This is a genomic window from Streptomyces sp. NPDC019937 (assembly GCF_040631655.1).
GTDB lineage: Bacteria > Actinomycetota > Actinomycetes > Streptomycetales > Streptomycetaceae > Streptomyces.
On record NZ_JBEYAL010000039.1, the window covers coordinates 15,178 to 41,099 of the forward strand.

Consider the following 25,922-nt stretch of genomic DNA (forward strand, 5'->3'; position numbering starts at 1 on the left):
ACCCCGCGCCGGGGCCCCGCGACACGTGGGGCGCCAACGGCCCACGGCTCAGCGGCCCACCGCGTATCCCTGGGCGCCCCGGGGGTTGGCCCCGGCCAGCAGCACTCCCGTCTCCGGGTCGCGCGCCACCGCGCACAGCCGCCCCTCCGACCAGGCCCCGCCCACCACCACGTCGTGGCCGCGCCGCCGCAGCGCGCGGACCGTGTCCTCACCGGCCCGCGACTCGATCACGACCCGCCCCGCCGTCATCGCGCGGGGGTGGAAGGAGCCGGGGAAGCTCTCCTGGTGCCAGTTGGGCGCGTCGATGGCGCCCTGGAGGTCGAGCCCGGAGCGCACGGCGGCGCCGCGCAGCGCGACATGGAGGAAGAAGTGCAGGCTCCACTGGTCCTGCTGGTCGCCGCCCGGGGTGCCGAAGGCGAGGACGGGGGTGTCGCCGCGCAGCGCGAGAGAAGGGGAGAGGGTGGTGCGCGGGCGGCGCCCGGGGGTCAGGGAGTTGGGCAGGCCGGGGTCCAGCCAGGCCATCTGGAGCCGGGTGCCGAGCGGGAAGCCGAGCGCGGGGATGACGGGGTTGGACTGCAGCCAGCCGCCGCTGGGGGTGGCGGCGACCATGTTGCCCCAGCGGTCGACGATGTCGAGGTGGCAGGTGTCGCCCCGGGTGACGCCGTCCGGGCTGATGGCGGGTTCCCCGCCGACGGCCGGTTCCCCGCCGGTGGTCGGCGCGCCGCCGACGGTCGGCTCCCCGCCGCCGGGCCCGGCGGCCGGGCCGGTTCCGCCGGACGCCGACCGGGCGACGGCGGCCAGCGCCTGCCGGCTCAGCCGGGGTTCGCGGCCGCCGGGGTGTCCCGGGCGCAGCTCGTACGAGGCGTGCTCGCCCACCAGCGCCCGCCGTTCCTCGGTGTACGGGCGGGAGAGGAGGTCCGCGAGCGGTACGTCGGCGGCGTCCCCGTACCAGGCCTCCCGGTCGGCCATGGCCAGCTTGCCGCCCTCGATCAGGGTGTGCAGCAGACCGGGCGTGCCCAGGTCGGCGGCGTCCAACCCGTCCGGCAGCAGGGCGAGTTGCTGGAGGAGGACCGGCCCCTGGCTCCAGGGCCCGGCCTTGCACACGGTCCAGCCGTTCCAGTCGTACCGGGCGGGTTCCTCGTACGTGGCCTCGAATCCGGCGAGGTCGTCGCCGGTGAGGGTGCCCGCGTGGCGTTCCCCGGAGGAGTCCATGGCGGGCCGGGCCGCGGCGGCGGCCAGCTCCTCGGCGACGAAGCCCTCGCGCCACACCCGGCGGGCCGCGTCGATCCGCGCCTCCCGGCCCGGACCGGCCGCCTCCGCCTCGGTGAGGATCCGTCGCCAGGTGGCGGCCAGCGCGGGGTTGGTGAGCAGCCGCCCGGGGGCGGGCGGCCGTCCGGCCGGCAGATACAGCTCGGCGGAGGTCGTCCACTCCGTCTCGAACAGCTCCCGTACGGTCTCGACCGTCTCGCCGATCCGCTCGACCGCGGGGTGGCCGTGCTCGGCGTACCCGATCGCGTAGCGCAGCACCTCGGCGAGGTGCCGCGTGCCGTGGTCGCGCAGCAGCAGCATCCAGGCGTCGAACGCGCCGGGGACGGCAGCGGCCAGCGGGCCGGTGCCGGGCACCAGGTCGAGGCCGAGCCCGGTGTAGTGGTCGATGGTGGCCCCGGCGGGCGCCGGGCCCTGCCCGCACAGCACGGTCGGCGGGGAGCCCGCGGGGGCGAGGATCATCGGCACCTCACCGGCGGGCCCGTTCAGGTGCGGCTCGACGACTTGCAGGACGAATCCGGCGGCGACGGCCGCGTCGAAGGCGTTGCCGCCGTCCTCCAGGACGGCCATGGCGGACTGCGAGGCCAGCCAGTGCGTGGACGACACCATGCCGTAGGTGCCCTGGAGGGTGGGCCGGGTGGTGAACATGCAGCTCCCTGGGGTGCGGGGAAGAGGGCGGCCGAAGTGCGGCCCAGCATCGCGCACCACCCGCGGAGCGGTCCACGGTGCGTCGATCACACGCCGAGGGTGTGCCCCAGGATCGCGTCGGTGAGCGGGCCCAGCACCTGGCGGGGCAGGGCGTGGCCCATGCCGGGGATCTCCACGAGCCGGGCGCCGGCGATGACCTGGGCCACATGCCGCGCGTGCGGCGGCGGGACAACCGGTTCGGCGGTGGCCGCGACGACGAGCGTGGGCACCTCGGTCGCGGCGAGGGCTTCGGTGCGCACCAGCCCGGACTGGTCGGCGCGGGCGTGGGCGCCGGAGGTGTCGTAGCGCCCGGTGTGCTCGATGATCCGGCGCTCCAGCTCCCGGAACCACTCGGCGTCGAAGGGGATCTGCTCCCCGTTCAGCAGCTTCCAGTGCCTCACCCGCCGGTCGAGTTCGGCGTCCAGCCCGTGGTCCTCCACCGGACGCGCCCACTCCTCCAGGATCCGTGGATCCACCCCCGGCAGCTCCTCGACGGGGACGCGGGTCCCGTCGGGCGCGACGTACGGGGTGGTGCCGCACGCGCTGGTGCCCAGGAGCGTGGCGCTCAGCACCCGGTCCGGGTGGTCGGCGAGGACGAGTTGGGTGAGCAGGCCGCCCATCGACATCCCGACGAGATGCGCCCGCTCGACGCCCAGCCCGTCCAGCACCGCGACCACGTCCTCGGCCAGGTCGGCGAGGCGGTAGGGGTCCTGCTCGTAGGACCAGGTGGAGCGGCCGGTGTCGCGGTGGTCGTAGCGGATGACGCGGTGGTGCTCGGCCAGGGCGTCCACCAGCGGCTCGGGCCACCCCAGACCGGATGCCTGCGCCCCCATGACCAGTAGCAGCGCCGGGGCGCCCGCGTCCCCGCGCGCTTGGGTCCACAACCGCACCCCGGGGGCGGCTTCGACGTACGCGGTGTGCATGGGCGTGGTCCTCTCGACGGACGGGCCGGCGCTGGACGAGACGTATCGTCTCGCCATTTCCCTCGCGTCGTCAAGGGCTGTTTCGCCGCAGGCAGAGCGGAGTCGGCTGACGGGCGGGCGGGGCGCTTCTACGCTGAGGGGATGAGCAGCCACGAGCCGACACGAGCCCGCGTCATCCCTCTGCGCCCCGTCCCCACGGCCAAGGAGCCACTGTGGCGGGACGTCGTCGGGGACGTGCTGCGGCGGGAGCGGCTGGCGCAGCGGCGCACGCTCAAGGACGTCTCCGACGCGGCGCGGATCTCGATGCCGTACCTCTCCGAGCTGGAGCGGGGCCGCAAGGAGGCTTCGTCGGAAGTCCTCGCGGCCGCCGCTCGCGCCCTCGGCCTGGGGCTGGCCGATCTGCTCGCGCTGGCCCACGGCGAGATCGTCCGGCTGACGGCGGCGGGAGCGCGGACGGCCACGGCCGGGGCCGCCGCCCCGCGGGCGCGGCTGACGTCGCATCAGGGCGAGGCCCGGCTGCGGCTCGCCGCCTGAGACGCCCGAGCGGCCTGAACCGCCCGAGCAGCCCCAGCCGCCTCGGTCACGCGGTCACGCGGCGCGGACCAGCCGCCGGGACAGCACCTCGTCGGCCAGCCCGTACGCCACCGCCTCCCGCGCCGTGAACACCTTGTCGCGGTCCATGTCCGCGCGCAGCGTCGCCACGTCGTGCGGGGTGTGACGGGACAGCACCTCCTCGACCTGGGCCCGGATGCGCAGCATCTCCTTGGCCTGGAGGCTGAGGTCGGACACCGTGCCGCGCGCCCCGCCGGTCGCGGGCTGGCCCAGCAGGACCCGGGAGTGTTCGAGGACGAAGCGCCGCCCGGGGTCGCCCCCGGCCAGCAGCACCGCCGCGGTCGAGGCCGCCTGGCCGACGCAGAACGTCGAGATCGGGGCGGTCACGAAGGTCATCGTGTCGTAGATCGCCATGAGCGAGGTGTACGAGCCGCCCGGCGAGTTGATGTAGATCGCGATCTCCTGCTCCGGACCGGCCGACTCCAGGTGGAGGAGTTGCGCGATGACGACGTTGGCGACGCCGTCGTCGATCTCCGTGCCCAGGAAGATGATCCGCTCCGACAGCAGCCGGCTGTAGATGTCGTACGCGCGCTCGCCCTGCGTGGTGCGCTCGACGACGGTCGGAATCGTGTACTGGCTCATGTCCTCAGATCCCCATCCGTCGACGCGGGGCGCCCGGGCGCACATCGCTCAGCGATTCCACGATGTGGTCGACCATCCCGTACTCCTTCGCCTGCTCGGGTGTGAAGAACCGGTCCCGGTCGCCGTCGCGGGAGATCGTCTCCCGGGTCTGGCCGGTGTGCTCGGCGATGATGCGCTCGATGGCCGTCTTGGTGAACTCCAGGTTCTCGGCCTGGATCGCGATGTCGGCGGTCGTCCCGCCGATCCCGGCCGACGGCTGGTGCATCATGATCCGCGCGTTGGGCAGGGCGTACCGCTTGCCCGCCGTCCCGACCGTGAGCAGGAACTGCCCCATGCTCGCCGCGAAGCCCATGGCGAGGGTCGCGACGTCGTTGGGGATCAGCCGCATCGTGTCGTAGATCGCCAGCCCGGCCGTCACCGAGCCGCCGGGGCTGTTGATGTAGAGGCTGATGTCGGTGCGCGGATCCTCCGCCGACAGCAGGAGCAGCTGTGCGCAGACCCGGTTCGCGGAGACCTCGTCGACCTGGGTGCCGAGGAAGACGATCCGCTGGGTGAGGAGTTGCGCGGCCAGGTGGTCGTCGAAGCGTGAGGGCGGCGTATCGCCCTCCTCGGCGCGGGGGCTCAGGGCTGGGTCCCAGCCGGTGAGGGATGTGGGCATCGGGCCTCCCAGGGGTGACCGTGGTGACCCGCGGCGGCCTTCGCCGCGGTCACTTCACTGTCGGCCCGAACGGGCGGCCGGGGGAGGTTTCTCTGCCCGCGGCAAATCCGCCGTCAGCAGAGGTGCGGCGGCGGATCAGCACACGTCGCGGACGTAACCCTCGTCGTCCGGGGTGGAGACGTCCCGGTCGCGGCGTACGACGGACAGCCGGTCGCCGAAGCCGTCGCACGCCTTCGCCATCCCCTTGTCCTCGTACTCGACGACGACCACCCGGTTCCGGTACGGCTTCGCGAACGCCCCGCACTCGTCGTATCTGCCGCACTCCTCGACGACCGCGAAGTCCAGCCCGGTCTGCGCGCGGCGCGCGGCGAGCGGCCCGGTGTTCTTCTGCGCGATCGCGAGCCCCAGGTCGTGGGCGCGCCGCGCCAGCAGGGACACGTACGCCGTGGCCTGGTCGGCGGTCAGCAGGCCGGGCCAGCGGGTGAACGTGTCGAGGTTGTCGGGCTCGACGGCGTCGAATCCCTTGTCGGCGCAGCTCTTGAACCACGCCCCGACCTTCCCGGCCGCCTCCTCGCGCTTCGCGGCGGTGGTGATGTCGAGCACCGACTCCCCGTCCCACTCGGGGTCGTCCACGACCTCGCCGCTCTTGTCGTGCAGCAGCAGCCGGGACGGCCACTTCTCGCCCGGCTGGGTCTGGAAGGCGTTGACGTAACAGACGTTGTACAGCCCGGGCGCCGGATCGTCGGCGCGGTCCCGGCTCACGATCCGGACGCCCTCGGGCGGCGGGTAGGCGCCGCCGATCTGGTAGTCCCAGGCGGCGCCCTTCGGGGGCAGCTTCACCTCGGCCGCTCCGGTGTCCTTCGCGGCAGAGCCGCACCCGGGCAGCACGGACATGACCAGGGCGGCGAGGGCCGACGCGACCGCGGTCCGGGTGCGCGCGGCGGGGGAGTGGTTCATGCTCCTGCCCCCTGCGCCACTCGGGCCTTGCCGCGGAAGACCTGTTCCGTATGCCAGGCGACGTTCTCCGGCGCGACCGTCGCGCTGCCGCGCTGCGGCCCGATGAGCGTACGGTCCACCAGGTCGAGCACCTGCGTCCGGGCCGCCTCGCCGCGGCCGGTGAACTCCCGGGAGACGATGATGCGCCGCCCGCCGTCCAGGCCCAGCACCCCCCGGTCGAACAGCTTGTGGTGCAGGGAGCACAGGCACAGCGCGTTGGAGAGGTCGTCCGCGCCCCGGAAGGCCCACCACCGCACATGCGCGGCCTCCAGCCCCACCGGCACCCGGCCGATCGCCCCGTCGAACCCGCAGAACGCGCACCGGTATTCGTAGGCGACGAGCACCTGCCGCCGCAGCTCGGCCGCGCGCCGCCGGTCGCGTGCCGTCACGGTCGCGACGACCGCGCCGTCCGCCGACTCCAGGTCGAGCCCGACCGCGGCGGCGATGTCGGTGTGGAGCGAGGGCGGGAAGTGCGTGTCCAGCAGAACGTGCGCCAGCCGCCCCAGCAGTTCCGGCTCGGTGGACAGCGCGGACCGCAACTCCGGCACCAGCCGCCCCTCCGCGCCGCTCTCCCGCAACCGCCCCACGCCCGATCCGGGGCTGGCGCCGCCGTCGGCGGTGCGCACCTCCCACACCCCGTCGTTGGTGAGGTGGTGGAAGGGGTACGAGGGCGAGGTGTCGTGCGGCGGCCCGTAGTCCCGCAGCAGGTCCTTCAGGTCCCGCTCGACGTCCGAGTAGCGGAGCCCCTGATCGGGCCCCTGCTGGAAGCGCCCCAGGGCGTACAGCATGAGCAGCGGCTTGTGCGGCGCGCGTAACCCCTTGTGGGTCCACTGCCGCAGGTTGCCGACGCGTTCGATCCAGTCCATGTGACGGACTGTATGGCGGCCGGGTGCCGCGTGGACGCGGCGGGTCACCTGCCCCAGATCTTGCGGTACGCCTGCCGGTAGCCCTCGGAGTCCCAGGACAGGGCGCCGCCGCTGTTGGCGGCGGTGGTGATGTGGACGGGGGCGACGTACCCGCTGGCGGGGCTGCCCGCGAAGGCGCGGTTGAACTCGTCGACGATCTGCCAGCCCTGTTCGGACAGCGGCTCGGGCACGGTGGCGGCCTGGTACCGCTTGCTGTTGATGCGCTCGAAGGCCGACGGGTCGCCATCACCGGCGCCGATGGTGTACGGGGCGCCCGCGCCGTCCTTGCCCGCGGCGCGCAGCGCGGGGGCGGTGTGCTGGAAGTACAGGTCGTTGATGGCGGCGGAGTAGGTCCACTTGTCGCCGTAGCGGGAGAGCAGCGAGCGGACCGACCCGATGGCGCGGCGGTTGACGTCGGGTATCGGGATGTTCTGATAGCTCAGCAGTTTGACGTCGGAGCAGGTGGCGAGTTCCTTCTTGATCAGATCCGACTTGCGCTTGGCGAACGGCACCGTGGCGTCGGTGAACAGGACGACTCCCGCGTGTCCTTCCGACCGGGCGATGATCCAGTCAGCGCTGATCTTCGCGACGTCCTCGACCTTGGAGGTGATGTTGGTGAAGAGTTCCGGCTTCTTACTGGGGCCGGGGGCGGGGGCGGCGTGCCAGCCGATCAGCTGAATGCCCGCGGCCCTGGCCTTCTCGGCCTCATCCGCGACGGTCGCGGGGTCGAAGCCGCCGATGACGATGCCGTCCGGCTTGAGGTCGATGGCCTCCTTGAACGCGGACCGGATGCCGCTCGGCGTGCCCTGGCCGTTGATGGTGCGGGCCTTCCAGCCGAGCAGCTTGGCGGACTCCTGGACGCCCTGGGCGACTCCGGCGGGCCCGGGGTTGGTGATGGTGTGGGGGATGAAGACGATGCTCTTACCGTCACGGGCCTTCGGTCCGGTCGTGGGGCCCTTCCACGGGGTGTCCACGTCCTCGGCCTTCGCGACCGCCTGCTTGGCCTTGGCGAGGGTGGCGGGGCAGCCGGGCTTGGCGGGGTGCGGTTTCGTGGCGGCGGTGCCGGATCCGGGTTCGCAGCCGGTGGTGGCCACGGCCAGGAGCGCGGCGGCTGTCAGGACCGACTTGCGGGTGGCGTGCACGGGTCTCCTCAGCGGGGGCACAGACGGGTTCGGGCCGGGGGTGGGAGGAGACAGGTTACGGGTGGCGGTGCCCCGCGGGGCAGCCCCCGGGGGCGAGCGAGAGGCGACGGGGCGGTGGCCTAAACCTGACAACCGTGGATCTTCGGTAACCGTTGCCGATGGATGTCTTGCATGCGTACGCACACACGGTAGTGTTCACGGCCGGTTGGACGTGTGGCGCAAACTAGTCGCTCGCATGGGGCGCGGACGTCGCCGGCGTCACGCTCCACGGTCGTCGGCGGTCGGCAACAACGACACCTCGGTCACCGCTCAGGAGCACATCGAAGGAGGCCCGGGTGTCTGTGGACACGGAGGACCCGCCACGCGAACCGGACCCCTCCGGGCGCGCGCCGCGGGAGCCCAGGTTCCGCTGGAAAGCAGACGCCCGCAGAGCGGATGCCCGAAGGGCGGACGCCCTGCCGCGAGCCGACGCCCTCCTCGACCGCTGGCCGTTCCGGCGGAAGCTCAACGTCCTGGTGGTCGTGCCCGTCGTGGTCGTCGGCGTGCTGCTGGGTGTGGGCGCGTACGGCCAGGTGCAGCAGGCCCGGGACGCCGACCGCACCGCGCGGCTGGTGCGCGACAGCGAGCAGGTCACACGGCTGGTCAACGACATCCAGGCCGAGCACCGGCAGGCGCTGCTGCTGGCGGTCGAGCAGGAGGCGGCCCGGCCCGGGGCGAACCTGCCGTCGACCGTCGACTACCGCCGGATGCAGCGCGCCACCGACCAGCAGGCCACCGCCGTGCGTTCCGCGTTCGGCGCGGGGCTGACGAAGGACGAGCGGCGGGCCCTGGACTACGTCCACGGCCTCGGCGTGCTGCGGGACAAGGTCGAGCGGGGCTCGGTGCCCGCCGCCGGCATCGACCCCGCGTACGCCAACGCGGTCGGCTACCTGATCGATGGCATCGGGCTCGACCGCTTCTCCGGCTCCTCGTCGTCCTCGGTGATCGAGCTGCTGGACACGGTGCTGCGCGCCGACGCCGCCCACGCCGCCTTCGAGAGCGGGGTGTTCTCGGCCCAGACCCAGGACGCCAACGCCCTCACCGAATACACCCGCGCGGCCGGTGCCCACCGGGTCTACCAGGAGCAGACGGAACGATTCGGCCGCATCGCCGACCCGGACCAGGTCCTGCGCCTGGAGGGCATCGAGCGCAGCGCCGAGGAGAACGGCTTCGACGCGAAGTTCGCGGAGCTGCAGATCGACCCCGCGTCCCTCCAGGGCCAGTCGCCGCAAGCGTTGCGCAAGGCCATCGTCGCGGGCACCCGGCAGGCCGCGGACCGCCTCGACATCACCCGCGCGCTGACCGGGCAGATCGCCGCCCGCGCCGAAAGCCTCTCCCAGGACGCCGCGTACAAGGCCGTGGCCCTGCTCGGCCTCGCCGTCCTCGGCTTCGGCGCCTGGCTCGGCTTCTCCTTCCTGGTCCGGCGCTCCGTCGTACGCCCCCTGGCGGCCCTGACCGGCGCCGCCCATGAGGTCGTCGAGGTGGCGGGCGAGGAACTGGCCCGCGTCGAGGACGACGAGTCGTCCGACAGCACCCCGCTGCGGCCACGGCCCATCCCCGTCCCGGTGCGCGACGAGATCGGCGACCTGGCCGAGGCGTTCAACCAGGTCCAGACCACCGCGGCGGCGCTGCTGGAGCGACAGGTCATCAGCCGCCGCAACGTCGGCGAGATGTTCGGCAACGTCGGCCGCCGGGTCAGCAACCTCACCACCCGACAGCTCACGCTGATCGACGCCGTCGAACGCGAGGAAACCGCCCCCGACGTCCTGGAGCGGCTCTACCGCATCGACCACATCGCCGTACGCCTCCAGCGCAACGCCGACAGCCTGATGCTGCTCGCCGGGATCCGCGAAGCCGAACTGGACGCCCAGCCGACCGCGCTCGCCAACGTCATACGGGCGAGCCTCGGCCGCATCGAGGGGTTCCAGCGGGTCGCCCTGCGCTCCGAATCCGAGGTCACGGTCGCGCCCGACATCATCGGCGACCTGACGCTGATGGTCGCCGAACTGCTGGAGAACGCGGTCGCGTTCTCCCCGTCCGACACCCCCGTCGAGGTCGTCGTACGGCCCGGCACCGACATCACCGCGGACGGCGGCGCGCTGATCGAGGTCATCGACCACGGCCTCGGCATGAGCGCCGAACGCCTCGACGAGGAGAACGCCCGCCTCATCCGCCGCGAACGGCTCGACCTCGTCCCCACCAAGGTGCTCGGCCTGTTCGTCGTCGGAAGCCTCGCCCGGCGCTGGGGCATCCGGGTCGCCCTGAGCCGTACGCCCGGCGGCGGCGTCACCGCCACCGTGTGGATCCCCGACGCGCTGCTGATGGCGGTGAACGCCGGGGACGCCGTCGCGCCGCCCCCGGTGGTCATGGAGCTGGCCCGCACGCCCGGAGGACCGTCGGGGCGTGAGCGCGCCGAGTCCGCCGCCTCCGCGCCCCCGCCCGCCACGCCGCTGCCCGTACGGACGCCCACCACCCCGCCCCCATCGCGCCAGGCGGAACCCGAGCAACCCGGCGGTCTCCCGCGGCGCATCCCGAACCGCGAGGGCGCGGAGGAAACCTCCCCGGAGAGCCCTGCCGAGCGGAAGCGATCCGCCCCGCAGGAACCGTCCGCCCCGCAGGAACCGTCCGCCCCGCAGGAACCGTCCGCCCCGCAGGAACCGTCCGCCCCGCGAAAACCGTCCCCCACCGGGGAGAAGCCGTCGGCCGCGCCCACCTCCCGTCCGCTGCGACGACGGGTACGGGGCGCGACGCTCGACAAGACCACCCCCGCGGTCGACCGGGGCATCGCGGCCGTCCGTCCGCCCGCCGACGCCGACGCGGTCCGGTCGGAACTCGACGAGTTCGAGGCCGCCGTACGCAGGGCACAGCAGGACAGTGCCACCACCCCGACCGACACCACGCCATTGCCCCATCAGCAAACCCGGAAGGAGTCGGGCAGTGACCACGCCGACAGGTAAGAGCAGCGGTCCCACCGGGCAGGAACCCACCGATCTGCGAGCGGCCGCGGCCGACTTCACCTGGCTGCTCGAACGGTTCGCCACCCAGACCGCCGGTGTCGTCGACGCCATCGCCGTGTCCTCCGACGGTCTGCTGATCGCCGTGTCCGAGCTGCGCGAACAGGCCGACTCCGAGCGGCTTGCCGCGATCGTCTCCGGCGTCACGAGCCTCGCCGCCGGAGCCTCCGGCAACTACGGCCTCGGCGGCCTCAACAAGGTCATCATCGACCTGGAGGGCGGCCACGTCCTGGTGTCGGCCATCGGCTGCGGTGCCGTCCTCGGCGTGGTGACGTCGAAGGAGGCGAAGCTGGGCAACATCGCCTACGAGATGACCCTCTTCGCCAACCGGGCCGGGGCCGCGCTCACCCCGCAGCTCGTGCTGGAGCTGAAGAAGAACGCCGGCTCCCCCATCGGCTGACGCGGTGCTCACATCCAGAAGGGGGGCGTGATGGCCACCGGTGAACCCGAACCGCACGAGACGGCGGACGACGCGGACACCGCGGCATCGTCGGAGCCAACCGTCCGCGCCTCCGCGATCCGCCCGTTCCTGCTGACCGCCGGGCGGGTGGCGGGCGGCGGCGGCAACGCGCCCCCGCTCCCGGTCGAGGCCCAGGTCGTGGCGACGTCGGACGGGCTCTCCGCCCTGCGCGCGCTCACCTTCGAACGCCACGACCTCGTCGCCGCCTGCCGACGCCCGCAGTCGGTGGCGGAACTGGCCGCGCGGCTGCGACTGCACCTCAATGTGGTGCGGGTCCTGGCGGAGGACCTGTGCACCGCCGGACACCTGGCGGTGCACGTGCCGGACGCCAGGACAGTCCAGGACATCTCCGTACTGCGAAGGGTTATCGATGGTCTCCGTGCCGTCCCCGACTCACGGGGCACACTCCGCGACAGCAGCTGAAGCCGCACCCCCGCCGCTGCCGGTCAAGCTGGTCATCGCGGGCGGCTTCGGAGTGGGCAAGACCACGGCCGTGGGCGCCATCTCCGAGATCCGCCCGCTGACCACCGAGGCCGCCATCACGGAGGTCGCGGCGGGCGTGGACGACCTCACCCACACCCCCGACAAGACCACCACCACGGTCGCCATGGACTTCGGCGTCATCACCATCGACCCGACCCTCAAGCTCTACCTGTTCGGCACGCCCGGCCAGGACCGCTTCGGCTTCATGTGGGACGACGTGGTCGAAGGCGCCCTCGGCGGCCTCGTCATCGTGGACACCCGCCGCCTGGACGACTGCTACGCGGCCGTCGACTACTTCGAGCACAAGGACATCCCCTTCGCCGTCGCCGTCAACGCCTTCGACGGCGAGGTCGAGCACGACCTGGACGAGGTGCGCTGGGCGCTGGACGTCTCCGAGCACATCCCGCTCACCGTCTTCGACGCCCGCGAGACCGGCTCGGTCCGCGACGCGCTGCTGGTCGTCCTGGACGTGGCCCTGGCCCGGGCGAAGGCCGCCGAACCGGCCTGACCCCTCGCCGTCACGCCCGCCCGCGGCCGCTGACGACGACCACGATGCCACCGGCGACGGCGAGGGCCATCAGGACCAGGCCGAAGAGGGTCGCCCCGCCGGTCAGCCCCACGGCGTCGCTGAGGTAGCCCGCCGACACCGGCAGCAGACCGGCCGGAACGTAACCGCCCACATTGAGCGCCGCGTTGGCCTCCGCCAACCGCCTCGGCGGAACGGTGGAGTTGAGCAGGGAGAGGCCGCCGAGCTGCCCCATGCCCTGCCCGGCCCCGGCCAGCAGGGCGGACGCGATGAGCGCGGGGATCCATGACGTACGTACGGCGACGATGAGCGCGATCATGCTCAGGGTGGTGCTGACCGCTCCGGCGGTCAGGATCGTGCGCCGGGGCAGCTTCTGCACCGCGAACTGCACCCCGGTCGCGGCGAGGAACATCGCGAACGCCATGGCTCCGGCGACGATCCGGCTGGTCGTGTTCAACAGGTCGGACAGTAGCGAGGGGCCGAGCGAGAGCACGAAGGACGTCGCGGTGATGCCGGGCGCGAACACCGCGATGCCCCGGGTGAGCTGTGTGCCGTTGCCGTGCGGTACGCCGGGCACCCGCACCCACGCCCCCTTCGCCGGGGCCGCCGGTGCCGCGGGACGCCGTACGGGCATGCGCAGCACGGCGAGGATCGCGGTGATCAGCAGCGCGGCCTCGACGACGAAGACGGTGACGGTCGGCGCGGGAAGGGTCTCGGAGAGGATTCCGGCGAGGAGCGGCCCCAGTCCGGCCCCGAAGACCATGGCGCACGAGGCCGGCAGCGCCGCGAGCCGCCTGCGGTCCTGCCCGGCCACGTCCGTCACGGCGGCCATGCCCGCCGAGACGATGGCGCCGACCGCGATGCCGGTGAACAGCCGGGCGACGATCAGCGCGGCCACGGTGTGCGCCGTGGCGAAGATCAGGCAGGCCGCCAGCGCGAGCGCGAGCGCGGGCAGCAGCACGGGCTTGCGCCCGATCCGGTCGGACAGCACGCCGGAGACGAGCAGGGAGCCGAGCAGCCCGACGATGTAGAAGGCGAAGACCACCGTCAGGGTGCCCTGGGAGAACCCGATGTCCCGCTGCCACAGCACATACAGCGGAGTCGCGGCGTTGGACAGCACGAAGACGGCGGTCACCGGCCACGCGGCGAGCCACACCCACCAGGTGGGAGCCGCCGGGGCGCCCGTGTCCGAGCGCTCTCGGTCTCTTGCCTCCACGGGCACTGTTCGACCTTCGGGCATGATCGGCCGCTCCCTCCACCACAGTACGAGATAAGTCGAACATAGCATGCAGTACGATTGGACTCGTACAGTCGATGTGGGGTGTGAGGAGCTGCGTATGTCGTCGACGGTGGGTCCGCCGCCTGCCATCAAGGTGCTGCCGGAACCCGCGGCGCTGCCCGAGCCGCTGCCGGAACCGGCGGTCGAAGACCTGCGCCTGGAAACGGTGCTGGGCGCACTGAGCGACCCGCTGCGCCTGCTCATCGTGCGCAAACTCCTGCTGGAGTCCGAGCAGTTCGACCACCCCTGCGGCTGGTTCGGGATCGACCGCCCCAAGTCCTCCCTCACCCATCACTTCAAGGCGCTCCGGGAGGCGGGCATCACCAGGCAGCGGCAGTACGGCCTGGAGCGCCGCAGCCACGTACGCATCGCCGACCTCAACGCCCGTTTCCCCGGCCTCCTGGACCTGGTGACGGCCTGGACCCCGGACGCGCCGTAACTCCGCCGGGGCCCCCGAAACCGGTCGTAAAACCCCTGCTCATCGCCGAGGTGCGGCGCGCGGGGTTCTCAACCCCCTGTTACGCGCCCGGGGGCTGAGCGACGACCCGCCGCCGCCCCTGCTCGTCCACGCCCCGCACGGAGCGGTCGACGCCGTCCTCGCGCTCGACAAACCGAGCATGCTCGCGGGGGCGTACCGCCTCCACGAGTGCACGCCCGGCGACCGGTTCGACATCGGTCCCTACGCCGTCGACACCTGGCTCCTGCCGCACTTCGTCCCCAACGCGGGCATCCGGCTCATCAGGCCGGGGACCGACCCCACGGCCGCCCAAGAAGTGGCGGCGGAGACCTTCGGGTACCCCATGGCCGTCGCCGCCCCCGGCATCGTCACCCGCCTGTGAATCCCCGCCCCGGGGCGGTGTGCGGCGTGGCGGTAGGGTGCGAGCCAGGGTGTCGATGGGATAAGTGGGTCCGATGCGGTTCAGGTCATGGAGCAAAAAGGCCCGCCTCATCTCCGGGGTGTGCGTCGCGGCGGGGATCGCGGCCGCGGTCGCCTCGTATTTCCTGTTCTTTTCCAAGACCTCCGTCGAGCCCGGACCCTTCGCGGACAATCCGAAATGCGCGAATGTCATTTCCCGGGCCCCCGAGACCGTGCTGTCCAAGCATCGCGACGACATCACCGGGAAGGGCGTCGCCGCCTGGGGAGACGGCTCGGTCGTCCTGCGCTGCGGCGTCACACCGCTGCGGCCGACGACCAATCTGTGCGTGACCGTCAACGGCGTCGATTGGGTGCTCGACGAGAAGCGCGCGCAGAAGGACGGGGTGCAGGTCCTGACGACATACGGCCGTGATCCCGCCGTCGAGGTGACCGTCGAGGGCGATGGCGCCAAAGCCGGAGACGCTTTGATCGACGTTGACCGTGCCGTTCGCGAAATTCCCCAGAAGTCGAAATGCCTCGCATTGGGTGACACGCTCTGAGCTGAGCCGAGCAGGCCGTCCACGCTCAGGCCTCATGCGACCAGCAGCGGTCTGCTCACTTGTCGGCGCGCGGCAGGAGCCACAGCTGCGGGAAGGCCAGCATGTCGTCGAACAGGTTGAACGCCGCAGGCTCCAAGGTCACGGTCGCGGCTGCGCCGGTGAAAAGCTTGGTCATTTCCCTGGCCACTTTCTCCATCGGAGGCACGTCTGACGGCAGTGGCTTGACCAAGCGGTAACCGATGGACGAGTGGAACTGGTAGGTGTCGAAGTTCGCCGCACGGATGTCGAGCAGTTCTCGCAGTTCCCGACGAGTCGTCCACAGGGTGTTGAACGTGGCGTCGTCAGCCGGGGTGAGGTCCATGGTGAAGTTTGCGTCGAATGGGCGGAAGCCCTTGACCTTCATGCTGATCGGGCCGAGCGGCGTCAGACGGGACTCCTGCAAGCGCGCCAGAATGCGCTGAGAAATCTCTGTCATGTCCTGGCAGTCCGCCAACCACGGCGGCAGCTGCTTGTTGGCGATGGTGTCCTGGGCGATCATATCGAACACGGTCATGTGCATGCTGCTGTGTGGCAGGCAGGCGTACTGGTCGGCCAACGACGACCGCTTCATGATCTCTTGGGCCTGCTTCTCCGCGTTGAAGAAGGCTGAGTCCCGAGGTACGGGACAGACGACCGTGTTGCCACGGAAGCGCTGGGCGTTGCCGTCGAGGTCCCACTTCTTGCCCGGGCCGGCGTTGAGCGGCTCACGTTTGCCGTTGTTCACCGTGGCCTCAGCGGGGCCGGTGAGGGCCAGACCCGCAGCAGCGGCACCAGCGGCGCTGAGCAACACGTTTCGACGATTGATCGCGGTCATGACGCTCCCGTGGGTAAGGGGGTGGCCGGGGTGCCAAAGACTCACCCACGGAAGTGAACGGTTGGAGGATTTTTGATGAGCGTCTCCGCCGGGAAAGCCGGCCCAACGCGCTGACCCGGACGGGTCACACGGCAGAGTCCAGGCGTTCGCGCTGCTGCGCGGTCAGCTCCAGCGACACCCCTGCCAGCGCCTCGTCCAGCTGCTCGACCGTGCTGACGCCGACGATCGGCGTGGCGGCCGGGGTGCCTCCGGTCAGCCACGCCAGCACCACCCGGTTGCGGTTCGTGCCGGTCTCGGCGGCGACCTCGTCGAGCGCGGCGAGCCGACGGACGGTGCCGGGGTGGTCGTACTCCTCCGGAAGCGGCCGGTCCGGGCGGGTGTAGCGGCCGCTCAGCAGCGGGGTGTACGCCCACAGCGCGATGTCCGGGTGGTGCTCCAGGTAGTGCAGCACCTCGTCGCCGACCACGCCGAACCGGTGCGAGACGAGGGGCAGGGCCCCGGGGCGGGGGCGCAGGTACGTGTGGTGCTGCTGCACCGCCGTGAAGCCCGCGCCGCCGTGGTCCCGCGCGATCCGCCGGGCCCGTTCCAGCTGCCAGACCGGGTAGTTGGAGCAGCCGAGCCGGCCGACCGTGCCCGCGGCGACCAGCTCGCCGAAGGCGGCGACCGTCTCGTCCAGCGGGGTGGCTTCATCGGGCTTGTGCGCCCAGTACAGCTCGACGTGGTCCGTACCGAGGCGCCGGAGGCTGCCCTCGATCCCGCGCTTGATCACCCCGGCCGACAGGCCCTCGGCCGTCTCCGGGAAGCGCCCGGCCTCGGTCGGCTCGCAGCCCACCTTGGTGCTGATCTTGACGCGGTCACGGACCCCCGGGCGGCTCGCCAGCCAGCGCCCCAGCACCGTCTCGCTCTGCCCGCCGAAACCGGTCGGGTCCGACCAGAACGCGTAAGCGTTGGCGGTGTCGATCCAGACGCCCCCGGTGTCCACGAAACGGTCCAGGATCGCGAACGAGCGACGCTCGTCCTGAACCGTGCCGAACAGCATGGCGCCCAGCGCCGGATTCGTCGTCATGCCGATCACGGTAGGCCGATTCGGATCGGCGGTACGCTCCAATCCCGTGGCGATTTCCCAGACCAATTCCCCAACCAATTTCGCGTGGGCGACGCTGCTGGAGGTCGGCGCCCCGAAGCCTGACAGCCGCCGCCTGCACGATCGCCTCGCCCGCGCGCTGCGCACCGCGATCCGCGACGGCCGGCTGACGGAGGGCGCCGCCGTGCCGCCGAGCCGGGCGCTCGCCGAGGAGCTGGGCTGCTCGCGCTGGGTCGTGACGGAGGCGTACGGGCAGCTCATCGCGGAGGGCTACCTCGCCGCCCGGGTGGGTTCCGCCACCCGCGTCTCGTGGTCACCGGATCCGGACACCCCGCCGCCACGGCCGCACGCGCGCCCCGTACCGGCGCCGCCACCGGTCCGGTACGACCTCGCGCCCGGCCTGCCCGACCTGCGGGCGTTCCCGCGCCGCCGCTGGGCGGAGGCCGTCCGGGCCGTCACCGGCTCGGCCGTCCACCACGACCTCGGCCTGCCCGACCCCGCGGGGCACCCGGGCTTGCGTACGACCGTCGCGCAGTACCTGCGCCGCTCGCGCGGCGCGGACGTGCACGCCGCCGCCGTGTCCGTCTGCGCCGGCGTCACGGACGGGCTGGTCCGCACCTGCCGGGCCCTGCGCGCCCAGGGGATCGCCGACCTGGCCGTGGAACACCCCGGCTGGGGGCGGCTGCGCGACGCCGCGGCGAGCGCGGGCCTGCGCCCGTACCCGGTGCCCGTGGACCACGACGGCCTCCGCGTCGACGACCTGGTCCGTACCCCGGCCCGGGCCGTGGTCGTCGGCGCGGCACACCAGTTCCCCACCGGCACGGTGCTGCCCCCGGCCCGCCGCGCACGCCTGGTGCGCTGGGCCCGCGAGGTGGACGGCTACGTCATCGAGGACGACTACGACGCCGAGTTCCGCTACGACCACCACCCGGTCGCCGTCATGCAGGGCATGGACCCCAGCCGGGTCTTCCTCCTCGGCTCCGTCAGCAAGACGCTGTCCCCGGCCCTCGGCCTGGGCTGGCTGGTCGCGCCCGCCGCGACGACCCCGGCGCTGCGGGCGGCCAACCCCGTCGCCGCCGCGCCCCCGGTCCTCGACCAGCTCGCGCTCGCCACCTTCATCGACCGCGGCTGGTACGACGCCCACCTCCGCGCCGCCCGCCGCCGCTTCCGCACCCGCCGCGACCTGCTGATCCGTACCCTCGCCGCCCAGCTCCCGCAGGCCCGCGTCTCCGGCACGGCCGCCGGGCTGCACATCCTGCTGCACCTGCCGGACGGCACCGACACCCGCGCCACGGTCCGCGCCGCGGCCGCCGCCGGGCTGCGCGTGGCGGACCTCGACGACTACCGCGTGGCGGATTCGGCGGAGCCCGCGCTCGTCCTCGGCTACGGGAACATCGGCGACACCGAGATCCCGGCGGCCATCGCGCTCCTGCGCGCCGAGTTGCGTCACGCGCCCTAGCACTGGGACATCGCGCGGCTTGACCCTGCCCCTGCGTCAGGGTTGGAGCCTTGCCGCATGACGAACTACAGCACTTCCCCGGCTCGGCTCGCTCCACCGATCGGAGAGTTCCAGGACATCGACGGCCGCCGCCTCTTCGCGCATCGGTCGGGCAGCGGCGGACCGGCCGTCGTGTTCCTGCCGGGCGCCGGCGCGGTCGGCCTGGACTACCTCGGTGTCCAGCGGCAGGTCTCGCGGTTCACCACCGCCGTCCTGTACGACCGCGGCGGCACCGGCTACAGCGATCCGCTCCCGCTGCCGCGCACCGCCGCCGCGGTCGCCACGGAACTGCGCGCGCTGCTGCGCGCCCAGCACCTCGACGCCCCGTACGTTCTGGCGGCGCACTCCCTCGGCGGCGCCTACGCGCATCGCTTCGCGCAGCTGTACCCGCAGGACGTGGCCGGGCTGGTCTGGCTGGACGCCCTCCACCGCGACTGGGACGACTTCATGCCTGCCGCGGCCGGTCTGGCCGCGGCCGAGCGGATGGCACCTGATCTGGAACAGCTCACACGGATGCGCCCGGCCCTGCGCGAGATGTTCGCCGACCTGCTCGTCGACTATCCGGAGCCGCTGCGGCAGGCGCTGCTCGATGCCAAGATGAGTGACCAATGGACCCGCGTCGGCATCGCCGAGCGCACCAAATTGGCCCAACTCGCCGCCGAACTGCGCGCCGGGCCGGGCATTCCCGACGTCCCGGTGGTCGCTCTCTCCGTGGTGGGCACCGACCCCGCCCAGCGGGCCGTGACGTCGGAGCAGACGCTGCGGGAGATGCGGGAGGGCAGGACGAGGATGGACGCGGCCCTGGTGAGCGCGGTCTCGTACGGGGAGCACCGCGTCCTCTCCGACACCCTCCACCACCGGCTCTGCTTCGACCGTCCCGACGCCGTGGTCCAGGCCATCCGCGACGTCGTCGACCGAGCCCGCCTCTAGACTCAGGGCACGGCCACGCCCGACGAAGCGGAGGGGAACGGTGCTGACGATCGGCCAGCTCGCGGCGACCGCCGGCGTGACCGTGCGCACCGTTCGCCACTACCACCACATCGGTCTGTTGCCCGAGCCCGAGCGTGATGCCTCCGGCTACCGCCGCTACGGCGCGCAGGCGGCGGTAGATCTCATCCGCATCAGGACCCTCGCCGACGCCGGGGTTCCGCTGGCCCGTATCGACGCGCTGCTGCACGCAGAGCCGGACGAGTTCGCCGCGGCCATCACCGACATCGACGCCGCGTTGCGGCGCAAGATCGACCAACTGATCGCGTACCGCCGCCGGATCACCCACCTGGCAAGCGGCGAAACGCTCGTCCTGCCGCCCGACGTGGTCGCCCTCCTGGACCGGATGCGCGGTCTCGGGATCAGCGAACTGAGGGTACGGCTCGAACGCGACGCGTGGATCCTGATGCGGGCGCTGAACCCGCACGCCGTGCCGCAGCGGATACGGGAGAAGCACGCCGCCTTCGACGACCCCGAGACGACGCGCCTGTATCTCGCCTGCGATCAATCGGTCGACTGGGATCCGCACGATCCACGCCTGGACCGGCTCATCGACGACCTGGACGCGTGGGAGACCACCCACGAACGGGCCGGCGGCCGGCCGGGGCTCGAGAAGTTGGTCTCCTCCCGGATCGCCGAGGCATCACCGGCATGGCGGCGCATCATCGAAGTGCTCGCCCACCGCGCCGAGCAGCGCCGGACCGCCGCGCGCGACAGCGAAGCCGGGGCCCTGGTCACGTCCGACAGCTGACGTACGCCCTCGTCACCCGAGGGGTGCGTACTCGCCGCCGTGCACCCGCTCGCGAAAGGCGAGGATCGCCCGTGTGACGTCGTCGAGATGCGTTTCCAGCAGGAAATGGCCGCCGTCGAGGAGAAGGATCTCGGCATCGGGCGCGTCGCGGCGGAAGGCCTCCGCGCCCGCGGGGCCGAAGATCTCGTCGTTGCGGCCCCAGACCGCGAGAACCGGAACGCGGCGGGAGCGCAGCCACTCGTGCACGGCCGGGTACAGGGCACGGTTGGTGGCGTAGTCGCCGAACAGGGCGAGCTGCGCGCGGTCCACTCCCGGACGGGCCAGCAGGGCCAGGTCGTGCTCCCAGGCATCGGGGTCGACCAGGGTGGGATCGGCCACCCCGTGGGTGTACTGCCACTCGACGGCCTCGCGCCCGAGGGCGGGCCGCAGCTCCGCCTCGTGCTCGGCGCTGCGATCGGCCCCGTAGGCCCAGATCGGCGCCCAGAACTCGGGGACGAAGCCCTCCTCGTAGGCGTTGCCGTTCTGCGAGACGACGGCGACCACGGCATCCGGATCCGCCAGCGCGAGCCGCCAGCCGACAGGCGCCCCGTAGTCCTGGACGTAGATCGCGTAGCGGTCGACATCGATCGTGGCCAGGAAGTGGCGGGTGACCTCGGCGAGCGCGTCGAAGGTGTAGGGGAACTCGTCGACGCCCGGCGCCGACGACCTCCCGAAGCCGATGTGATCGGGCGCGATCACCCGGTAGGGACCGGCCAGGGCCGGGATGAGGTGGCGGAACATGTGCGAGCTGGTCGGGTACCCGTGCAGCAGCAACAGGACCGGAGCATCCGCCGGTCCGGCCTCGCGGTAGAAGACCGTCAGCCCGTCGACCTCGACGGTGCGGTGATGAACAGCGACCATAAGCTAACCCCTTAAAACAATTTAACCGGTTAGGTTATGGTGAGTGTGCGTGCCCCGGATGCGCTTGTCAAGGAGGAGCAGGGGATGGTCGAGGGCGAGGAGCTGCTGCTCGCGGTGCTCAACAGCGCTCCGGTGATCGACGGCAAGCCCACGGACGCACTGGAGCCGGCAGAGGAGGCGTCGCGCTGGCTCCGCACGCTGGGCGGGCGCGGAACGACGGCCGAGCGCGAAGCGGTGCGCGACGTGCGCGACGCCCTGCACCGGCTGATCCGCGGGGCATCCACTGATGTGGATGCCCTCGACGCCGTCCTTCGGCATGCCCGCTTGTGTCCCACGGCCACGAGCGAGGGCGTTCAGTGGCAGCTCGAAGCAGCGAGTGATCAAAAGCTGGCCGTCCGCGTCGTCCTCGCGTGGTCGACGGTCTGCGAAGAACTGCCGGGCAGGCTGCGGCCCTGCGCGAACGAGGCGTGCAACCTGTTCCTCGTCGACCACAGCCGCCCCGGCACGGCACGCTGGTGCTCCATGGCCGCATGCGGCAACCGGATGAAGGCCCGCAGTCACGCGCGAAGGCGACGTACCGGCGAGGCGGCCCCCGGATGATCCGCGACCGCCGCCGGACGTCAGCAGGGGCCGCCCCTCAGCGATGACCGGCGAGGAAGGGCCGAAGCAGGCCGAGCAGGGCGTCGGGGCGGTGCAGCGGGATGATGTGGCCGCAGTCTTCCAGGAGATGTCCGGTGAGGTCGTCGGCGATCGGACGGAGCTGGCGTTCCAGCGCCGTGCCCACGGGGTGCGACCCGATGGCCATCGTGGGCATCGTCAGCCGGGAGGCGGCGACGGCCCGCTCGATCTGCGCGGCGGTCTCGGGCAGGGCCCGGTAGTACGCGAACGCGCAGCGCAGGGCCTCACGTCCGGTGTAGGCGGCGACGAACGCCTCCCGCGCCCGCGCGGGCACACCAAAGCCGAGGGTGCCCGCGTTGAGGAACCAGTCGATGTAGGCGGCCTCGTTGCCCTCCACCACGGTTTCCGCGAGCCCCGGAACGGCGTGGAAGCCGAACCACCACGGTGCGCCATCGGCGAGGAAGTCCTCGGCCCCGGGCAGCCGGCCGACCAGGGCCTCCATGACGACGAGCCGCCGTACCAGCCCGGGGCGGCGCATCGCGAGGAGGAAGGCCGGCGGGGTGCCCGCGTCGATCCCCACCACGGCGGCCGACTCCACTCCCAACGCCTCCAGCAAGGCCGCGGCGTCCTCGGCCAGGGTCATCGCGTCGTACCCCGCCCGGGCCCGGGCGCTCGCGCCGAGCCCGCGCAGGTCCGGCGCGATGACGCGGTAGCGGCCCGACAGATCCGCCATGACGGGGCTCCACAGCTCCCAGGTGTGCGGGAAGCCGTGCAGCAGCAGAACATCCGGCCCCGATCCGGCCAGGGCGACGTTCAGCTCGATGCCGTTGACGGGAATGCGGCACAGCTCAGGCATGGGGAACTCCGGGAGAGTAGCTAACTCATGGTGACGAGCAAACGCTGGGAAACTAGCCTGAACGCTCCAACGGCACGTTCCAAGACGGCACTTTCCCCACAGGTGGTGAGCCCCAGGTGACCACGTCGAAGCGCGGCGATCTGTTCAGCCCGCTGTGCCCGACCCGGCGGCTGCTCGACCGGATCGGCACCAAATGGACCTCGCTGACGGTGAAGGTCCTGGCCGAATCGGCCCCGGACGAGGTGCGCTTCGCGGAACTGCGGCGCCGTATACCGGGCATCTCGCAGAAGATGCTCTCCGCCACCCTCCAGAGCCTCGTCCGCGACGGCCTGGTCGCCCGCCGGGTCGAACCGACGGTGCCACCCCGCGTGCACTACCAGCTCACCGCGCTGGGCCACTCCCTGGACGGCCCGCTGGATGCCCTGCGTACGTGGGCGGAGCAGCACATGGCAGAAATCGACCGCAACAACCACCACGCCGACGGCCTGCCGCCCGAGCCCGAATGACCGGGCGGGTGGGTGCCGTAGCAGGGCGCCGCTCACCGGCCCCGCTCCGGTGAGCAGCACCGACCTCAATACCGCTCCCGTCCGCCGGGATAGCGCACAGGCCGTCGGCACTCAGGCGCGTCCGCTCGCGCGGGTTCCGGACCGAGCGCGAAGCACAGGCCCGCGTGGAGCTGTTCCGACTCGTCCAGCGTCAGAAGCAGCGGGGCGAGGGCTACGTGCTCACCTCGCCGGACGACTCGAAGAGTCAGCGCGAACCGATCCCCCTCACGGTGTACGCGCAGCCCCGCCGGACCAGCCTCGATGCGCCACTCGGATTGGGCGGGACGGTCCGCGCTCATCCGTCTGCCCCCTTCTCCTCGGGCACGGGAAGCCGCCTGCCGCGGCTCTCCGCGACCCGGAGCGCGTCGTACAGCGCCTCGACCAGTCGATTCGACAGAAAACGAAGCTCCCCGGCTTCCGCCTTGGGGTTGCCGAGCAGTACGCGAGCGTGGCCCAGGAGTTCAGCACCCATGCGGAGCTGCACGGCCTCCATCTCGTCGGCGAGCCGCGACAGGTAACCCTTGCCGTCCTCGTCGGGGACCAGGTAACACGGCTTGCCGGCATCCCCGTTCCACGGCAGCAGACGCGGTTGCGTGCTCAACGGATCACCACCATCCCGTGCGGAGCGCACAGCAGCTTCACGCGCGGGCGCCCCCGATCGGGCAGCAATGACCGCAGCCGCCGCCACACGGTGAGGTGGATATGGTTTGGCACGTTGACGCTCCTCTTGCAGCGTTGACCACGCCCCGGGCCGTTCACGCGGTCGCGGGGGTCTTGCGTGTGCCAACTGTGCTACGGAGCAACAGCACTGGATTCCCGCTCCTGGCTATACCCCTCAGGGGGAGGCTGGTTCGGCGACGGCCCGGCGGCAAAGAACCCGGCGTTGTCGACCACACGCCGATCCGGCACCGGCAGATCGTCATGCCTGCGCAGGAGTTGGAATACACTCGGTGCGATTTTGTCAACGCTCCGTAAGGTTACGGCTTGCTGGGGGTGTCCCCTTGACCGAGTCCGTCGCGCCCCACGCCCTGCCGGAACGCCTGCTCGACCGCAAGGACGTGCGTGCCGCGCTGTTGCGTCATGACTTCGGTGCGTTCTTCGTGCTCGCCCGCAAATGGTCCGGCATCAGCTACATGCGGATCGCCGAGGCATGCGACATGAAACCTGAGCGCGTTGGGAAGCTCGCACGTGGCGAAGGACGTGTGACGAGCCTGGAGAAGATGGAGCAGATCGCTGACGGGCTACGTGTCCCGGGTGGATTGATCCGTCTGGCTCCCCGTCCCTGGGAGGGTCGTGAGTCGCGGCGAGTATCCGAGACTGCTCGGGTTACGCGTTCCCAGGCCGTGCCGTGCCCTGAAGTGTCCCCGGACCTGGCCGCAGTGAGGTCCTTTCGGGCGGCGGACCGACAGATGGGCGGCGGGCACCTGTACGCTTCAGTCCTCCACTACCTCCATCACAAGATGGGCCCACGAATCTTCGGCGGCGAGACCGGCCAGGACTCCCCTCGGACGTTCCAAGCGGCTGCCTCGCTCACGGAGATGGCCGGATGGATGGCCCATGACACCGGGCACGATCAACGGGCTGGCGACCACTTCATCAAGGCCCTCTCGCTGGCGAAGGCGGGAGGGGATCACGCACTGAGCGCGAACATCGTCGCCAGCATGAGTCATCTCGCCTTACAGACGGGGCACCCGGACAAGGCAGGTTCTCTGGCGAGAGCGGGACGCGATCACGTGACCCGTGGGGTCCGTCTCCCCACGCTGATCGCGAGACTGCATGCCATGGAGGCGCGAGCGCTCGCCCAGCTCGGGGACGGTGACCGCGCCCGCCGATCACTGGCCGTGGCGCAGAAGGAGATCGACAAGATGCCGGACACCGAGCCATCTCCGTGGATCAGCTCGTTCGATACTCCCGCATTGGCGAGTGAGGTGGCGCTGTCCTTGCAGGATGCGGGCCACTTGCCCGCCGCTGTGGAAGCGGCCGAAGAGGCGATCGCTCTCCGCGCCGGCGACCGCGCGAGGAGCCGCGTATTCAGCCAGATCACCTTGGCACTGATCCGTACCCGGCAGGGCGAGCCGGAGGCCGCATGTGAGGTTGGCCGTGGGCTCCTCGGCGATTGCGGAACGCTCGGATCGCTGCGGATCACTCAGCAACTCGACGTTCTGGCAGATGCCTTGGCCCGCTATTGTGCGGAACCGACCGTAAGTGACTTCCTGGACTGTCTAGCAGCGACGAGGCGGCAACGGGCGCTCGTCCTGGCGGGCCTCGGCGCCTCTCCCACTCACGAAGGCACTGCCATATGACCACGCGCCCCCAGCCAGGCACCGCCGAATGGGACGCCTACTTGGCGGAAGGGAACGCCAAGCAGGCACGCAAGCGTGTATCGGCCGACGTCCTCCTGCACGATGCCGCCGGGCGCCTGCTGGTGGTCGAGCCGACGTACAAGGAAGCGTGGGATCTGCCCGGCGGGATGGCCGAGGCGAACGAGTCACCCGCGGATGCGGCGCGACGCGAACTGTCCGAAGAGCTGGGCCTCGCCGTCGAGCTACGAGGGCTCCTCTGCGTCGACTGGGTCGCGCCACACGGCCCCTGGGACGACCAACTCGCGTTCGTCTTCGACGGAGGCACGCTCTCGACCGGCCAGGCCAGCGGCTTGTACCCGCGCGACCGTGAGCTCTCGGCCTGCGACTTCGTCTCCCCGGACGACGCCCTGACCATGCTCCCACCCCGCACCCGCCGCCGGGCCGCCCAAGCCCTTCGGGCTCTGGCCGAGCAGCGGCCCGCGTATCTGGAGAACGGTGAACGTTTCGTTCCGTGACGACGCGGAGTGTGCGTCGTCCAC

Annotated in this window: 28 protein-coding genes and 1 pseudogene; 15 read left to right on the forward strand and 14 right to left on the reverse strand. The window is 71.8% G+C overall.

What is annotated here, in order from left to right; translation table 11 throughout:
• Nucleotides 1-48: 48 nt before the first annotated feature.
• Together ABZ562_RS31620 and ABZ562_RS31625 are read right to left on the reverse strand one after the other, a co-directional pair.
• Nucleotides 49-1,914, reverse strand: coding sequence for a gamma-glutamyltransferase (locus ABZ562_RS31620; RefSeq protein ID WP_361486138.1), 1,866 nt, complete (start codon nt 1,912-1,914; stop codon nt 49-51).
• An 86-nt stretch (nt 1,915-2,000) separates the two neighbouring features.
• On the reverse strand, nt 2,001-2,876 hold the full coding sequence (locus ABZ562_RS31625; RefSeq protein ID WP_361486141.1) for an alpha/beta hydrolase: 876 nt from the start codon (nt 2,874-2,876) through the stop codon (nt 2,001-2,003).
• A 141-nt stretch (nt 2,877-3,017) separates the two neighbouring features.
• Here ABZ562_RS31625 and ABZ562_RS31630 point away from each other — a divergent pair, with 141 nt between their 5' ends.
• Nucleotides 3,018-3,410, forward strand: coding sequence for a helix-turn-helix transcriptional regulator (locus ABZ562_RS31630; protein WP_361486143.1), 393 nt, complete (start codon nt 3,018-3,020; stop codon nt 3,408-3,410).
• A gap of 54 nt (nt 3,411-3,464) precedes the next feature.
• Here ABZ562_RS31630 and ABZ562_RS31635 read toward each other — a convergent pair whose 3' ends face one another.
• The 5 genes from ABZ562_RS31635 to ABZ562_RS31655 form a co-directional block, all read right to left on the reverse strand.
• Complete coding sequence (locus tag ABZ562_RS31635; RefSeq protein ID WP_361486145.1) at nt 3,465-4,070, reverse strand: ATP-dependent Clp protease proteolytic subunit; 606 nt, start codon at nt 4,068-4,070, stop codon at nt 3,465-3,467.
• Between the two features lie 4 nt (nt 4,071-4,074).
• Nucleotides 4,075-4,728: an ATP-dependent Clp protease proteolytic subunit gene (locus tag ABZ562_RS31640; protein ID WP_361486148.1), complete on the reverse strand. Its 654-nt coding sequence runs from the start codon at nt 4,726-4,728 to the stop codon at nt 4,075-4,077.
• Between the two features lie 135 nt (nt 4,729-4,863).
• Nucleotides 4,864-5,685 (reverse strand): endo alpha-1,4 polygalactosaminidase, encoded by an 822-nt coding sequence (locus ABZ562_RS31645; RefSeq protein ID WP_361486150.1) that lies wholly within the window; start codon nt 5,683-5,685, stop codon nt 4,864-4,866.
• Nucleotides 5,682-6,590 carry a phosphorothioated DNA-binding restriction endonuclease gene (locus ABZ562_RS31650; protein WP_361486151.1) on the reverse strand — a complete coding sequence of 303 codons (909 nt, stop codon included), beginning with the start codon at nt 6,588-6,590 and terminating at the stop codon, nt 5,682-5,684. Before ABZ562_RS31650 ends, ABZ562_RS31645 begins: the two co-directional genes overlap by 4 nt.
• Before the next feature lie 44 nt (nt 6,591-6,634).
• Nucleotides 6,635-7,771 carry a substrate-binding domain-containing protein gene (locus ABZ562_RS31655; RefSeq protein WP_361486154.1) on the reverse strand — a complete coding sequence of 379 codons (1,137 nt, stop codon included), beginning with the start codon at nt 7,769-7,771 and terminating at the stop codon, nt 6,635-6,637.
• 515 nt (nt 7,772-8,286) lie between these two features.
• On the opposite strand from ABZ562_RS31655, the gene ABZ562_RS31660 reads away from it, so the two are divergent.
• Genes ABZ562_RS31660 through ABZ562_RS31675 form a run of 4 tightly spaced genes read left to right on the forward strand, consistent with a single transcriptional unit; the run spans nt 8,287 to nt 12,275 of the window.
• Nucleotides 8,287-10,767, forward strand: a complete 2,481-nt coding sequence (locus tag ABZ562_RS31660; RefSeq protein ID WP_361486298.1) for an ATP-binding protein — start codon at nt 8,287-8,289, stop codon at nt 10,765-10,767.
• The gene (locus tag ABZ562_RS31665) at nt 10,748-11,224 is read left to right on the forward strand and encodes a roadblock/LC7 domain-containing protein (protein WP_361486156.1); all 477 of its coding nucleotides are present in this window, start codon (nt 10,748-10,750) and stop codon (nt 11,222-11,224) included. Before ABZ562_RS31660 ends, ABZ562_RS31665 begins: the two co-directional genes overlap by 20 nt.
• Before the next feature lie 30 nt (nt 11,225-11,254).
• Complete coding sequence (locus ABZ562_RS31670) at nt 11,255-11,707, forward strand: DUF742 domain-containing protein (protein ID WP_361486158.1); 453 nt, start codon at nt 11,255-11,257, stop codon at nt 11,705-11,707.
• Nucleotides 11,655-12,275 (forward strand): ATP/GTP-binding protein, encoded by a 621-nt coding sequence (locus tag ABZ562_RS31675; protein ID WP_361486160.1) that lies wholly within the window; start codon nt 11,655-11,657, stop codon nt 12,273-12,275. The genes ABZ562_RS31670 and ABZ562_RS31675 overlap by 53 nt, the downstream gene beginning before the upstream one ends.
• A 10-nt stretch (nt 12,276-12,285) precedes the next feature.
• Here the strand turns inward: ABZ562_RS31675 and ABZ562_RS31680 are convergent, their stop codons facing one another.
• A complete protein-coding gene (locus ABZ562_RS31680) occupies nt 12,286-13,662 on the reverse strand; it encodes an MFS transporter (protein WP_361486162.1) in 1,377 nt (458 codons plus the stop codon).
• Here ABZ562_RS31680 and ABZ562_RS31685 point away from each other — a divergent pair.
• From ABZ562_RS31685 to ABZ562_RS31695, 3 genes are all read left to right on the forward strand, one after another.
• Entirely contained in the window at nt 13,631-14,011 is a 381-nt protein-coding gene (locus ABZ562_RS31685; protein WP_361486164.1) for an ArsR family transcriptional regulator, read from the forward strand. The genes ABZ562_RS31680 and ABZ562_RS31685 overlap by 32 nt on opposite strands.
• Nucleotides 14,012-14,189: 178 nt before the next feature.
• The gene (locus ABZ562_RS31690; RefSeq protein WP_361486166.1) at nt 14,190-14,411 is read left to right on the forward strand and encodes a hypothetical protein; all 222 of its coding nucleotides are present in this window, start codon (nt 14,190-14,192) and stop codon (nt 14,409-14,411) included.
• A gap of 73 nt (nt 14,412-14,484) precedes the next feature.
• Nucleotides 14,485-14,988, forward strand: a complete 504-nt coding sequence (locus ABZ562_RS31695) for a DUF3515 domain-containing protein (RefSeq protein WP_361486169.1) — start codon at nt 14,485-14,487, stop codon at nt 14,986-14,988.
• Between the two features lie 55 nt (nt 14,989-15,043).
• On the opposite strand, the gene ABZ562_RS31700 is transcribed toward ABZ562_RS31695, so the two are convergent.
• Both ABZ562_RS31700 and ABZ562_RS31705 read right to left on the reverse strand, forming a co-directional pair.
• A complete protein-coding gene (locus ABZ562_RS31700) occupies nt 15,044-15,841 on the reverse strand; it encodes a DUF1868 domain-containing protein (RefSeq protein WP_361486171.1) in 798 nt (265 codons plus the stop codon).
• Between the two features lie 124 nt (nt 15,842-15,965).
• Nucleotides 15,966-16,907: an aldo/keto reductase gene (locus ABZ562_RS31705; RefSeq protein WP_361486173.1), complete on the reverse strand. Its 942-nt coding sequence runs from the start codon at nt 16,905-16,907 to the stop codon at nt 15,966-15,968.
• Nucleotides 16,908-16,953: 46 nt separating this feature from the next.
• On the opposite strand from ABZ562_RS31705, the gene ABZ562_RS31710 reads away from it, so the two are divergent.
• The 3 genes from ABZ562_RS31710 to ABZ562_RS31720 are packed head-to-tail and all read left to right on the forward strand — an operon-like array spanning nt 16,954 to nt 20,161.
• On the forward strand, nt 16,954-18,384 hold the full coding sequence (locus ABZ562_RS31710; protein ID WP_361486176.1) for a PLP-dependent aminotransferase family protein: 1,431 nt from the start codon (nt 16,954-16,956) through the stop codon (nt 18,382-18,384).
• A 57-nt stretch (nt 18,385-18,441) separates the two neighbouring features.
• Complete coding sequence (locus ABZ562_RS31715; protein WP_361486178.1) at nt 18,442-19,353, forward strand: alpha/beta hydrolase; 912 nt, start codon at nt 18,442-18,444, stop codon at nt 19,351-19,353.
• Nucleotides 19,354-19,393: 40 nt separating this feature from the next.
• Complete coding sequence (locus tag ABZ562_RS31720; protein ID WP_361486180.1) at nt 19,394-20,161, forward strand: MerR family transcriptional regulator; 768 nt, start codon at nt 19,394-19,396, stop codon at nt 20,159-20,161.
• Between the two features lie 12 nt (nt 20,162-20,173).
• On the opposite strand, the gene ABZ562_RS31725 is transcribed toward ABZ562_RS31720, so the two are convergent.
• Nucleotides 20,174-21,061, reverse strand: a complete 888-nt coding sequence (locus tag ABZ562_RS31725; protein ID WP_361486183.1) for an alpha/beta hydrolase — start codon at nt 21,059-21,061, stop codon at nt 20,174-20,176.
• A gap of 84 nt (nt 21,062-21,145) precedes the next feature.
• Between ABZ562_RS31725 and ABZ562_RS31730 the strand changes: the two genes are divergently transcribed.
• Entirely contained in the window at nt 21,146-21,661 is a 516-nt protein-coding gene (locus tag ABZ562_RS31730; RefSeq protein ID WP_361486186.1) for a CGNR zinc finger domain-containing protein, read from the forward strand.
• A gap of 37 nt (nt 21,662-21,698) precedes the next feature.
• On the opposite strand, the gene ABZ562_RS31735 is transcribed toward ABZ562_RS31730, so the two are convergent.
• Nucleotides 21,699-22,535, reverse strand: coding sequence for an alpha/beta hydrolase (locus tag ABZ562_RS31735; protein WP_361486188.1), 837 nt, complete (start codon nt 22,533-22,535; stop codon nt 21,699-21,701).
• Between the two features lie 116 nt (nt 22,536-22,651).
• Between ABZ562_RS31735 and ABZ562_RS31740 the strand changes: the two genes are divergently transcribed.
• On the forward strand, nt 22,652-23,041 hold the full coding sequence (locus ABZ562_RS31740) for a helix-turn-helix domain-containing protein (RefSeq protein WP_361486191.1): 390 nt from the start codon (nt 22,652-22,654) through the stop codon (nt 23,039-23,041).
• Nucleotides 23,042-23,375: 334 nt separating this feature from the next.
• Here the strand turns inward: ABZ562_RS31740 and ABZ562_RS31745 are convergent, their stop codons facing one another.
• Nucleotides 23,376-23,681, reverse strand: coding sequence for a hypothetical protein (locus ABZ562_RS31745; RefSeq protein WP_361486193.1), 306 nt, complete (start codon nt 23,679-23,681; stop codon nt 23,376-23,378).
• A gap of 251 nt (nt 23,682-23,932) precedes the next feature.
• Nucleotides 23,933-24,013: pseudogene (locus tag ABZ562_RS31750) on the reverse strand (toxic cation resistance protein); the annotation flags it as partial.
• Between the two features lie 68 nt (nt 24,014-24,081).
• Here ABZ562_RS31750 and ABZ562_RS31755 point away from each other — a divergent pair.
• Together ABZ562_RS31755 and ABZ562_RS31760 are read left to right on the forward strand one after the other, a co-directional pair.
• Nucleotides 24,082-25,383 carry an XRE family transcriptional regulator gene (locus ABZ562_RS31755; protein WP_361486196.1) on the forward strand — a complete coding sequence of 434 codons (1,302 nt, stop codon included), beginning with the start codon at nt 24,082-24,084 and terminating at the stop codon, nt 25,381-25,383.
• Complete coding sequence (locus ABZ562_RS31760) at nt 25,380-25,898, forward strand: NUDIX hydrolase (protein ID WP_361486199.1); 519 nt, start codon at nt 25,380-25,382, stop codon at nt 25,896-25,898. Before ABZ562_RS31755 ends, ABZ562_RS31760 begins: the two co-directional genes overlap by 4 nt.
• The last annotated feature ends 24 nt before the right edge of the window (nt 25,899-25,922 follow it).